This window comes from Helicobacter canadensis MIT 98-5491 (assembly GCF_000162575.1).
Lineage (GTDB): Bacteria > Campylobacterota > Campylobacteria > Campylobacterales > Helicobacteraceae > Helicobacter_D > Helicobacter_D canadensis.
In genome coordinates this window covers 820,125-831,453 of sequence record NZ_CM000776.2, presented here as the reverse complement: position 1 = coordinate 831,453, position 11,329 = coordinate 820,125, and the positions used below count along the sequence as shown (strand labels likewise).

Sequence of the window (11,329 nt, the reverse complement as noted above, 5' to 3'; positions counted from 1 at the left end):
TGGTGTCCACGATGCGATTCGAACGCATGGCCTCACGATTAGGAATCGTGTGCTCTATCCAGCTGAGCTACGAGGACAAAAAAGAAATTGAAATCCCCCCTTAAAGAGGGAGAAATAAAGCAGAAGTTATTTTTTTGCAGCTGCAACAGCGTCTTTAAAGCCTTTTCCAGCTTTAAACTTTGGAACAAATTTGTCTTTTGTTTTATATTTTTTAGTTGTTCCAGGCACAGTTCCCTCTTTACCTTTTTGAAGCACAGTTTCAAATTTACCAAAACCTACAAGTTCAACACTTCCATCTTTTTTGGATAAAGCTTTCTCAATAGCAGCAGTGAATGCACTAATTGCTTTTTCAGCTTCTTTTTTTGTTTCATACTCACCAACTTCTTTTACTAAGTCAACAAATTCAGATTTGTTCATTTTGGAAACCTCCATATTTTTATTTTGAACGGCATTATTGTATCATAAAATATTAGCTTTGCAAGGCTTTTAGCGGAAAAAATAGACTTTTTATGTGTCTTTTACATTCAAAAAATCCTTTTTTCATAAAATAAACTAAAATCTGCATGTCAAAAATCTTTGTAAAATTTAGGTTTATTAAGCTTTTTTTGAATAGAATAAACTCTAAAAATTAAATTTTAAAAAGGAGAGTTATGGCAACTAAAGTAGCAGTGAATGGAACAGGGAGAATTGGATTGTGTGTTTGCAAAATTCTTGGGCAACGAGATGATTTGGAATTAGTAGCCATTAACACCACTATGCCCATTGATACTTTAATCCATCTTTTAAAATACGATTCTGTTCATCAAAGTAGCGAAATTACTAAGGTTAGCGAAAATCAAATTTGTATTGGCAAACAAAAAAATATTCAAATCATTAGCACACGCAATATTCAAGAAACACATTTTGGACAATATGGTGCTGAAATCGTCATAGAATGCACAGGCGCTTTTAATGATATTAATAAAGCCTCACTGCATCTCTATGATGGTATTAAACGCGTTGTTATTTCAGCGCCAGCAACGGATACTCCAACTTTTGTTTATGGAGTTAATCACCTAAGCTATGCCAATGAGTCTGTTATTTCCAATGCTAGCTGCACTACAAATGCTTTAGCTCCACTTACCAAGATTTTGCACGAAAATTTTAAGATTCTAAGTGGCTTAATGACAACTATCCATAGCTACACCAATGATCAAAATCTCCTTGATTCCAAACACAAAGACTTGCGTCGCGCAAGATCCGCTGCACTCAATATGATACCTACTTCTACTGGAGCTGCAAAGGCTATTGGACTTGTAATGCCAGAGCTTAAAGGCAAACTCAATGGATTTGCAATCCGCGTCCCAACTCCTGATGTAAGCTTGGTTGATTTAACATGCGTTATAGAAAAACCTACTACCAAAGAAATCGTTAATGAGACTTTCAAAAAAGCTTCTCAAGAATCAATGAAAAATTTAATTTTTATTGATGAAGAAAAACTTGTTTCAAGCGATTTCATAGGTTCTCCTTATAGTGCGATTTTTATCCCTGATTGCACCACTATTGTCAACGACAATCAAGTCAAAATTGTTGCTTGGTATGACAATGAATGGGGCTATTCTACGCGTTTAGTAGATATGGTGCATTTTGTTGGGCAATCTCTATGATACATTTAGAAAACACCTACCAAAGCTCTCCTTACTATGATTCTAGCTTTTTATCTAAGGACTTGCTACAACCCTGTTTTCAAAAAATTCTAGCAGAAAAAGAAAATGGAATAAGCGGATATTATCACTTGCCCTTTCAAGAAAATTTAGATATTTTTGCCTATCTTAGAGATAATTACTGCTTTTTAGATAATCTCAAAAATCTTGTAATTATAGGTATTGGAGGTAGTTCTCTTGGCACAAAAGCCATTGATGCCATACTTTCATACCAACACAATAGAAGAAAACTTAAGTTGCATTTTTTAGAGCATACTGACCCTATTATGATTCACAAAGAACTTCAACGCGTTAAGTGGGAAGAATCACTATTTATTGTCATTTCAAAATCTGGATTAACCATTGAAACCACTTCTCTTTTAAAATATGTTTTGAAGCATTTTAATCTCCTAGATCCCAAAAGAAAAAATCATCTCTTAACTATTAGCGATGAAGATTCCCCTCTTTTCCATTGGAGCAAGGAACAAAAAATACAAAACTTTACTATAAAACCAAATATTGGCGGACGCTTCTCTGTATTAAGCACCGCAGGATTGCTCCCGCTTGGAATCTTAGGCTACAATCTCCAAAGCCTTCTTAAAGGCGCGCAAAATATGAGTCAATATTTTTTTAGAGATCCTACTAATGAGATTCTAAAAAAAGCAGTCTTTCTTGCTCATTGTGAGACACACTATCCTATTAATGTGCTCTTTTCTTATAGTAGCGTTTTTAGGCATTTTAACGCTTGGTATGTGCAACTTTGGGGTGAATCTTTAGGAAAGCTAGATTCTACAGGACAAAAAAGAGGATTAACCCCCATTGCTCTTATTGGCAGTATCGATCAACATTCCTTTTTGCAACTTATTATGCAAGGACCACAGAACAAAAGTGTTACATTTTTAAGTGTTGAAAAATTCTCCCAAAAGCCACTTTATATTCCCAAAATCAATCTAAAAGGACTAGAATCAACTGATTTTGTGAATGGCACCTCCTTTAATAAACTCTTGCAATTACAATGCATTGCTACTAAAGAAAGCATCATTGCAGAAAATGTCCCCACCGATTCCATTACCTTAGATCTTTTATGCGAAGAAAGCGTGGGTGAGCTTATTTTTTATTATGAGTTACTCACCTCTTGTGTAGGAGTATTGTTACAAATTGATACATATAATCAACCAGGTGTTGAATTTGGTAAAAAAATATTAAGAGAAAAATTTACACATATTTAAATTTTTCTTCACTTTTTTTCTTTCATTTATACTCTTTTTTACAAAAAAAATTTAAAATACTTCTAAATACACAAAAATAAAGGAGAATAAATGGGTTTTATTGAAACCATTAAAGAAAAAGCAAAGGCAAACCTAAAAACTATTGTCCTCCCTGAAACCAATGATATAAGGACACTAGAGGCAGCCCATAAAGTTTTAGAAGAAAAAATTGCAAATCTCATTTTACTAGGAGATGAAGCTACCCTCAAAGCAGAAGCAGCAAAATCTAATTTAAATCTAGATGGTGCAACTTTTATCAATCCCACTTCCTGTGATGAATTAGAAAGCTATGTGGAGTTATTTGTGAAGCTTAGAGGTCATAAAGGCTTGAGTGAAAAATCTGCTAGAGCTTTACTTTTAGAAAATCCACTTTATTTTGGAGTGGCTTTAGTCAAATCCCAAAAAGCTGATGGAATGGTAGCTGGGGCTATTAACTCTACTGCTGATGTGTTACGCGCAAGCTTACAGATTCTTAGGACAAAAAAAGATTCTAAACTCGTTTCTGCTTTCTTTTTAATGGTAGTCCCAAATTGTGATTATGGTGAAAAAGGTATTTTTATCTTTGCCGATAGTGGTTTAGTGCAAAATCCAAATGCTCAAGAGCTTGCTTCAATCGCTATTGATTCGGCAAAGAGTTTTCAATCTCTTGTGGGTAAAGATCCTATTGTGGCAATGCTTTCTCATTCAACCAAAGGGAGTGCAAAACACCCCGATGTGGATAAAGTCATAGAAGCCACGAAACTTGCCCAAAGCCTTGCCCCGCAAATTGCTATTGATGGTGAATTTCAACTTGATGCAGCCATCGTTCCAAGTGTGGGTAAATCAAAAGCTCCTGAAAGCAAAATTGCTGGATACGCCAATGTTTTAGTTTTCCCTGATTTAGATTCGGGAAATATTGGTTATAAACTCACACAAAGACTAGCGAAAGCTGAAGCTTATGGACCAATTACTCAAGGCATTGCCGCACCAGTTAATGATCTCTCACGAGGTTGCAGTAGCGATGATATTGTTGGAGTTGTTGCCATTACAGCACTCCAAGCACAACAAAAATAGGAGGAAATTATGGATATTTTAGTTATTAATTGTGGAAGCTCTTCTCTTAAATATCAACTCATCAATACCGATACCGAAGTTGTTTTGGCATCTGGAATCTGTGATAGAATTGGAATTAATGGAGGACAATTCACTTACAAACCACAAGGTGGTGAAAAATCTATTCAAAATATTGAAATGAAAGATCATGAAGTCGCAATAAAGATTGTGTTAGAAGCACTCACTAATCCAAAAACTGGCATTATTAATTCCCTAAGTGAAATCAAAGCAATTGGGCATAGAATCGTGCATGGAGGAGAACATTTCACGCATTCAGCCATCATTACCGATGAAGTGATTTCACACATTGAAGAATGTGCCGATCTTGCACCTTTGCACAATCCTGCACATTTATTAGGCATTCGTGCTTGCCAAGCTTTAATGCCTAGCACTCCAATGGTTGCGGTCTTTGATACTGCATTTCATCAAACAATGCCACCAAAAGCTTTTATCTATGGTCTTCCTTATGAATACTATGAAAAGTATAAAGTTCGCCGCTATGGATTCCACGGCACTAGCCATAGCTATGTTTCCAAACGCACCGCAGAGTTTTTGAAAATTCCACTTGAGAATTCCAAAATCATCACTTGTCATTTAGGTAATGGATCTAGTATCTGTGCTGTAGAAAATGGCAAAAGCATTGACACAAGTATGGGATTAACCCCACTTGAAGGCTTAGTTATGGGAACAAGAAGCGGAGATATTGATCCTGCAGTCATTGATTATATCGCCCAAAAAGAAAATTTAAGCACAAAAGAAATTATGAATATCTTAAACAAAAAATCTGGTGTTCTTGGAATCTCTGGACTTTCAAGCGATTTTAGAGATTTATTAGCCGCTGATGAACAAGGAGATTTAAAAGCTCGTTTTGCTAGAGAAGTTTTTGCTTATCGAGTGGCAAAATACATTGGATCTTATACAGCTGCACTAACTGGAGTCGATGCTATAGCTTTTTGTGCTGGAGTAGGTGAAAATGCAAAATTTATTCGTGGCAAAATTGTCTCTCATTTGCAATTTTTAGGAATCACTCTTGATGAAAAAGCAAATCTTGCAACTATTGGAGTTGAAGGCATTATTTCCACTCCCGATTCTAAAGTTAGAGTATGTGTAATCCCCACCAATGAAGAACTAATGATAGCACGCGATACTAAAACACTTGTATCTAAAATAAAATAATCTTATTCCACCATTTTGGTGGAATCCGCTCTCAATCCTGTTTATCTAAATATTTTTTATCAAATAAACTATTAAGATGCACATTCCCTAAAGCTACTTTCAATGAAGTGAAAAAATCCGGATTAGCCTCCTCCATTTCTTTTAACATTTGTTTTGTTTTTTCTCTTGCATAAGGACGCTTATCATCGCTTTGCCACATAATAGGACAATTGCAATCAGGAGCGATATAGATATTATTTTTAGCAATAAAATCAATAATTTGCCTTTCTCTCACAAAAATTAATGGACGAATCACATACAATCCATTTTGTGCCTTATAAATAGGTGGCATAGAGCGTAAAGCACCATTATAAGTCAAATTCATCATAAAGCTTTCTGCTGCATCATCCAAATGATGTGCTAGAGCAATTTTATTAAATCCTCCCTCCAAAGCTTTAGAATACAAAGCCCCTCTTCGCATACGCGAACAAAAACTGCAATATACACTTCCTTCGCGACGATTCTCTTCTAAAATTTTATAAATATCTGTGCGATAAAGCTCATAGGGAATCCCTAATTTTTCACAATATTCAAAAATATATTCATATTCTCCTCCTCTTCCATAATCCACCGTGAGTGCTTTAAACTCAAAATTAAAGGGAGCGTATTTTTTTAACCTAGCTAGTAAAGTTGCTAAAAGTATCGAATCTTTCCCCCCACTTAAGCCCAAAAGAACTCTATCTCCTTCTTTTATTAGCCCAAACTCTGCATTTGTATTTCCTGCGATTTTAAGAATTTTTTTGCTAATTTCAATATTATTTTCCATTTCCACTCTTAATTTTCTTTAATTTTTTCTTGAAGATTTGTAGCGATAAACTTTTTAATTTCTTGCTCTAAAATTAAGTTTTTATTGTATTTAATGACTGCCACTTTTTCATTTTGATTAATAAACCATTCTAAAACTCCCTTAAGCTCTGCTAAAATCTCCAAATCTTCATTTTTAACATTTTCCCTCAAAGGTAAATAGAAATTTTTTTGGGCAGTTGGACTAGCCAAAAGCATCAAAAGCAAAATCCATAAAAAGGATACCGACACCACAAAAATACTAATGGCAACCATACCAAAATGCTCATATAATTGCCCACCAATAAGCGCACCAACAAAAGAACCAAAATATCCAAAAGAAGTAAAAATTCCTAAAGCACTGCCTTTTTGATGCGCCTTGCAATAGCGACTAGCAAGACTTTGCATAATGGGTTCATGCACTGAAAAACCAATAAAGAATATCAAAACTCCAACAACAAACACCCAAACATTTTGACCAAGCATCAAAAGATATGCCGCCATAAAAAGCAAGATTCCAATCACCAAAACACTTTTAAACTTACCCTTTTTTTCTGCAAAGATAGCCGCTGGAATCATTGCAAAAAACCCCAAAAGACTAGCTGGAATATAAACTTGGTATAAATCTTCTTTAGGCATTTCAAAGCCTTTAGTTAGCGCAATGGGAATAATTAAAAATGCTAAAGTCATAAAACTCTTTTGCAAAAAATTGGTAATATTCATAATTTGTAAATTTTTATTTTTTAGAATTGTTTTATAATTATCTGAGCTTGAAGCAAAACTATAATGAATCTTAGGGGCTTCTGGCACAAATAAAATCAAGATTCCCAAGCTTAAAACTCCCAAAATAGCCGTAATCCAAAACAAACTTGCTACGCCAAAATAAGCCCCTAAAATAGGTCCTAAAATCAAGGCAGCTGTAAAACTAAGTGAAATTGTAGCACCCATTAATGCCATTGCTTTAGTGCGTTTTTCTTCACGCACTAAATCTGCAATCATTGCACTCACCACTCCTCCAATCGCTCCTGCTCCTTGCAAGAATCTCCCTATAATCAGCATATAAATATTATCACTCATCGCACAGACAATGGAACCCAAGATAAAAATAACAAGCCCAAGAGCAATAATGCTTTTTCGCCCAAATCTATCACTCAAAAAACCAAAAGGTATTTGAAATAAGACTTGAGTAAGTGCATAACCACCTATGGCAATACCTACCAAAGTCGCATTCATTCCTTCTAAAGAGAGGGCATACAAAGATAAAAGTGGCATAACAACAAATAAGCCAAAAAAGCGTCCTGCTAAAATAATGCTTAGGGGTATAGTTTGTTTAATTAAAGAATGCTCTTTCATAGATTCTCCATTTTTGCTAAAATTCCAAAAACAAAAAGCTAATTCTATCTAAAATACTATAAGTAAGGCAATACAATGCGACTAATTTTAGCAACCTCCAATCAAGATAAAATAAAAGAGATTCAAGCGATTTATCAAAACCTAAAAGATGCTTTAGAGATTCTTGCTTGGGATACACTCATTACACCTTTTGATATAGAAGAAAATGGACAAACTTTCCAAGAAAATGCACTCATTAAGTCTAAAAGCGTTTTCAACACACTAAAAGAAAAAAATCTCCTAACCCCAAAAGACATAGTCCTTTCTGATGATAGTGGAATTTGTGTTGATGCACTTGATGGTAAGCCAGGAATCTATAGCGCTAGATACAGCGGAGGAGATTCTCAAGCCAATTTAGAAAAGCTTTTAGCAGAAGTTGCCAAACTCCCTAATCAAACTTCAAGTGCTTATTATTGTGCAAGTATTGGGATTAGCCACTTTTATGGAGACTTTAGCACTCATGGTTTTATGTATGGCGATGTCATTGCACACAAACGGGGTAAAAATGGATTTGGCTATGATCCTATGTTTATCCCCAAAGGTTTCAATCAAACTCTAGCAGAACTTAGCAATGAAGAGAAAAATGCGATTTCACATCGCACCATTGCATTAAAAAGAGCAGAATATATTTTAAGATCTCTACTTTTCTGCTAAAATTTGCATTTTCCCATTTCTTAGCTCAACATAAAGCTCTTTATCCCCATTTGAAGAATAATTAAGCTTTCCATTCAAATAGGCTTTATAATCTTGATGATAACTAACTTTAAATAGATTCTTATTCTCTTCATTAGGATAAGGTGAAATATTAATTTTATTAAATTGAATATTTTTTTCTTCACCCTTACCAAAAATTTGTCGCTTCACTGCAGCAAATGCATTGTATTTTTGTCCATCATAGCGAATAAAATCCTCACCATAAAAAGAAAGGCAAGTATCAATTACATTATTTTTCCACGCCTCTTTCCACTGAAACAAATTAGATAAGATAATCTCTAAATCTTGCTTTTTAACCTCTTTAATCTCATTAGAAAAAGTAATTAGCAAAGAATCGCGATAATCAATAATTTGATCCACCGTAGTCAAAAGATTATTTTCAATTGCGATACAACCACGCGTATTAAGCTCCTCTCTATTTCCATTAAGCGGCATTCCATGTATCCAAATTCCATATCCTGTTCGCTTTTGCAATCTATCATAGAGATTAGGATAAGAAGTGGTAAAAGCTAAAGGTCCATAATATTGATCTAAATTTACCAATCTTTTTTCTAGCGTATAAACTCCAATGGGGGTCGCTAAATCTCCTTCTTTTTGTTTATTTCCGCCTTTAGAACCAACCAAACTATTTGCATTTAACCTCTCCACCCATTTACCATTCTCCAAGGCATAAAGCTTTAATTTTGGAGATTCTAATTTTGGTGCATCTTTTGAAGCAATAAAAAGGTATTTTAAATCCTCATAATACCCAAAACGCGTATCTTTATCTTTCATCACTTCTTTCCAATAATCTTGCGTTTGCAAAATAGCATCAATCTTTTTTTCTAACGCTTCTACTCCATTTTCTCGATAAACTTGAATCCAATCATACTCATTTGCATAACTAAAAACTGCTATTAATAGTAACCAAATAATTTTCATTTTTCTCTCCATTTAATCTTCAAAATCATAGCCAACTTGTTTTAAGCTTTCTTTTTGCTTACTCCAACCTGGCATAACCTTAACTAAAAGCTCTAAATATACTTTTTTGTTAATAAATTTTTCTATTTTTTCTCTTGCACTTTTTCCAATCCTTTTTAAAGTTTTACCCTCTTTGCCAATCACCATTGCTTTTTGGCTTTCTTTATGAGTAATAATTGTTGCTTTAATGTAATCTAAATCCCTTTTTTCTTGATAGAGATTCACCATAACATCACTTTCATAAGGCAACTCATCGCTAAGATTTTCAAAGCAAGATTCTCTAATCATTTCTTTTACGATCTCTTTAGTGCTATTTGGGCTTAAAATCTCTGGATCATAATAATAAGGATTTGGTGGCATCATTTCTGCTATTTTTCTTACGACACTTTTTAATGAATTTAAATCTTTATAAGAAATAGGAATCAAAGCCTGATAATAATTTTGATATTTCTGATATTCCTGCATTTTACAAAACAGCTCCTCTTTAATAACACTATCACTTTTAGTTAAAAGCAAAAGATGGGGCTTATTTTTTGCACTTTGTAAGAATTCCTCATAAAAATCAATTTTATCACTAACTGGTGCTAAAAAAAGCAATAAATCACAATCCTGCATTGCCTGCATTGCTTCTTTTAGCATATATTGATTGAGTAATTTTTCCTGCTTATGAATCCCAGGGGTATCTACAAAAACAATCTGCGCTTCTTCTTGCATTAAGACTAAATTCATTCGCTTTCTTGTTGCATTTGCCTTGTGTGATACAAGTGCTAATCTCTCACCTAAAAGTGCATTTAAAAAAGTGCTCTTCCCTGCATTAGGTCGTCCTAGCACTGCTACAAATCCTGCTCTACTTTCCAAGAAAAACCTTATAAAATATATCGTGCAATATCACTATTTGCCACAAGATTATCTAGCTTTTCTTTGACAAGAGATTCGGTGATTTCTACTTCCTGCCCCTTATAATTTTCTGCTTCAAAGCTAATTTCTTCAATAACTTGCTCTACAACCGTATGCAATCTCCTAGCTCCAATATCCTCTGTTTTTTCATTGGCAAGTTGAGAATAATGTGCCAAAGCTCTAATAGCCTCTTCACTAAATTTCAAAGTTACTTCTTCAACTGCCAAAAGTGCCTCATATTGTTTTAAAATTGAATTTTTAGTTTGAGTTAATATTTTATAAAGCACTTCTTCATCAAGACTATTAAGCTCAACGCGCAAAGGGAATCTTCCTTGTAATTCAGCAATCAAATCACTAGGCTTACTCAAACTAAAAGCACCCGCTGCGATAAACAAAATATGATCGGTTTTAATGCTTCCATATTTGGTATTTACAATACTGCCCTCTACAATAGGCAACAAATCTCTTTGCACTCCTTCTTTGCTTGGATCTTGTCTGCCTTGAGCATTAGAACTCACTGCAACTTTATCAATCTCATCAATAAAAATAATACCACTACTCTCCGCTCTCTTTAATCCTTCTTGCTTAATGCTTTCTAAATCCAATAAAGCTTCACTTGCTTCAATTTTTAAAATCTCTTTTGCCTCTTTGATACTCACTTCTTTCTTTGGATTTTCTTTGGGAGAAGCAATAAAAACTCTAGCAATAGTCTCTTGCACCTTTGCAAACTCTGCTGGCATATTTCCATCTTCAATTTCAAAGGCGCGTTTTGGGACTTCAATCTCAATTTTTAGATGATCAACTTCCCCATTTTCTACCTTTTGTCTCATTTTTTCTGAAGCTTTTTGGTATTCCTCTATCTTTTGCTCACTAGCACCTTTAGGGAGCGGAGGAATCAACTTTTCTACAATTTTATCTAAAACATATTTTTGAATCCCTTGTGCATTTTTTTGGCGATGCTCTTCTTTGACTAAATTAATAGAAGCCACCACCAAATCTCTAACCATTGATTCAACATCTCTTCCTACAAATCCCACTTCCGTGTATTTACTAGCTTCTACTTTGACAAAAGGCAACCCCATCATTTTAGCCATTCGTCTTGCAATCTCGGTCTTACCAACCCCTGTTGAACCAATCATCAAAATATTTTTTGGCATAACTTCTTCTTGAATCTCTTTAGGAAGTTGTAATCTCCGATAGCGATTTCTTAATGCAATAGCGACAATTTTTTTAGCATCATTTTGCCCAATAATATATTCATCCAAATAACTCACAATCTCTTTTGGTGTCATCGCAATATAATTTTCCATTTTTCTTACTTTTATT

Annotated in this window: 11 protein-coding genes and 1 tRNA gene; 5 read left to right on the top strand and 7 right to left on the bottom strand. The window is 34.3% G+C overall.

Annotation, left to right across the window (positions count from 1 at the left end; translation table 11 throughout):
* A tRNA-Arg gene (locus HCAN_RS04165) sits at nt 1–77 on the bottom strand.
* 49 nt (nt 78–126) lie between these two features.
* Nucleotides 127–417, bottom strand: coding sequence for an HU family DNA-binding protein (locus HCAN_RS04160; protein WP_006655497.1), 291 nt, complete (start codon nt 415–417; stop codon nt 127–129).
* Between the two features lie 233 nt (nt 418–650).
* Between HCAN_RS04160 and gap the strand changes: the two genes are divergently transcribed.
* The 4 genes from gap (at nt 651) to HCAN_RS04140 (ending at nt 5,218) form a co-directional block, all read left to right on the top strand.
* A complete protein-coding gene (gene gap, locus HCAN_RS04155; RefSeq protein WP_006655496.1) occupies nt 651–1,646 on the top strand; it encodes a type I glyceraldehyde-3-phosphate dehydrogenase in 996 nt (331 codons plus the stop codon).
* Nucleotides 1,643–2,911, top strand: a complete 1,269-nt coding sequence (locus tag HCAN_RS04150) for a glucose-6-phosphate isomerase (RefSeq protein WP_006655495.1) — start codon at nt 1,643–1,645, stop codon at nt 2,909–2,911. The genes gap and HCAN_RS04150 overlap by 4 nt, the downstream gene beginning before the upstream one ends.
* Before the next feature lie 90 nt (nt 2,912–3,001).
* Complete coding sequence (gene pta / locus HCAN_RS04145) at nt 3,002–4,003, top strand: phosphate acetyltransferase (RefSeq protein WP_006655494.1); 1,002 nt, start codon at nt 3,002–3,004, stop codon at nt 4,001–4,003.
* A 9-nt stretch (nt 4,004–4,012) separates the two neighbouring features.
* Nucleotides 4,013–5,218 carry an acetate kinase gene (locus HCAN_RS04140; protein WP_006655493.1) on the top strand — a complete coding sequence of 402 codons (1,206 nt, stop codon included), beginning with the start codon at nt 4,013–4,015 and terminating at the stop codon, nt 5,216–5,218.
* A 31-nt stretch (nt 5,219–5,249) separates the two neighbouring features.
* On the opposite strand, the gene HCAN_RS04135 is transcribed toward HCAN_RS04140, so the two are convergent.
* Together HCAN_RS04135 and HCAN_RS04130 are read right to left on the bottom strand one after the other, a co-directional pair.
* Nucleotides 5,250–6,023, bottom strand: a complete 774-nt coding sequence (locus HCAN_RS04135) for a tRNA 2-thiocytidine biosynthesis TtcA family protein (protein WP_006655492.1) — start codon at nt 6,021–6,023, stop codon at nt 5,250–5,252.
* An 8-nt stretch (nt 6,024–6,031) separates the two neighbouring features.
* Nucleotides 6,032–7,393, bottom strand: a complete 1,362-nt coding sequence (locus HCAN_RS04130; protein ID WP_006655491.1) for an MFS transporter — start codon at nt 7,391–7,393, stop codon at nt 6,032–6,034.
* Between the two features lie 75 nt (nt 7,394–7,468).
* Between HCAN_RS04130 and rdgB the strand changes: the two genes are divergently transcribed.
* Nucleotides 7,469–8,086, top strand: coding sequence for an RdgB/HAM1 family non-canonical purine NTP pyrophosphatase (gene rdgB / locus HCAN_RS04125; RefSeq protein WP_006655490.1), 618 nt, complete (start codon nt 7,469–7,471; stop codon nt 8,084–8,086).
* Here rdgB and HCAN_RS04120 read toward each other — a convergent pair.
* The 3 genes from HCAN_RS04120 to hslU are packed head-to-tail and all read right to left on the bottom strand — an operon-like array spanning nt 8,072 to nt 11,295.
* Entirely contained in the window at nt 8,072–9,067 is a 996-nt protein-coding gene (locus HCAN_RS04120) for a L,D-transpeptidase Cds6 family protein (protein ID WP_006656833.1), read from the bottom strand. The genes rdgB and HCAN_RS04120 overlap by 15 nt on opposite strands.
* A 12-nt stretch (nt 9,068–9,079) precedes the next feature.
* Nucleotides 9,080–9,964, bottom strand: coding sequence for a GTPase Era (gene era, locus HCAN_RS04115; RefSeq protein WP_006655488.1), 885 nt, complete (start codon nt 9,962–9,964; stop codon nt 9,080–9,082).
* Nucleotides 9,965–9,972: 8 nt separating this feature from the next.
* Nucleotides 9,973–11,295: an HslU--HslV peptidase ATPase subunit gene (gene hslU / locus HCAN_RS04110; RefSeq protein ID WP_006655487.1), complete on the bottom strand. Its 1,323-nt coding sequence runs from the start codon at nt 11,293–11,295 to the stop codon at nt 9,973–9,975.
* Between the last annotated feature and the right edge of the window lie 34 nt (nt 11,296–11,329).

Bases quoted from the DNA above. Each gene is read 5' to 3' on its own strand.
- HCAN_RS04160 (WP_006655497.1), bottom strand. From the start codon at position 417: ATGAACAAATCTGAATTTGTTGACTTAGTAAAAGAAGTTGGTGAGTAT.
- gap (WP_006655496.1), top strand. From the start codon at position 651: ATGGCAACTAAAGTAGCAGTGAATGGAACAGGGAGAATTGGATTGTGT.
- HCAN_RS04150 (WP_006655495.1), top strand. From the start codon at position 1,643: ATGATACATTTAGAAAACACCTACCAAAGCTCTCCTTACTATGATTCT.
- pta (WP_006655494.1), top strand. From the start codon at position 3,002: ATGGGTTTTATTGAAACCATTAAAGAAAAAGCAAAGGCAAACCTAAAA.
- HCAN_RS04140 (WP_006655493.1), top strand. From the start codon at position 4,013: ATGGATATTTTAGTTATTAATTGTGGAAGCTCTTCTCTTAAATATCAA.
- HCAN_RS04135 (WP_006655492.1), bottom strand. From the start codon at position 6,023: ATGGAAAATAATATTGAAATTAGCAAAAAAATTCTTAAAATCGCAGGA.
- HCAN_RS04130 (WP_006655491.1), bottom strand. From the start codon at position 7,393: ATGAAAGAGCATTCTTTAATTAAACAAACTATACCCCTAAGCATTATT.
- rdgB (WP_006655490.1), top strand. From the start codon at position 7,469: ATGCGACTAATTTTAGCAACCTCCAATCAAGATAAAATAAAAGAGATT.
- HCAN_RS04120 (WP_006656833.1), bottom strand. From the start codon at position 9,067: ATGAAAATTATTTGGTTACTATTAATAGCAGTTTTTAGTTATGCAAAT.
- hslU (WP_006655487.1), bottom strand. From the start codon at position 11,295: ATGACACCAAAAGAGATTGTGAGTTATTTGGATGAATATATTATTGGG.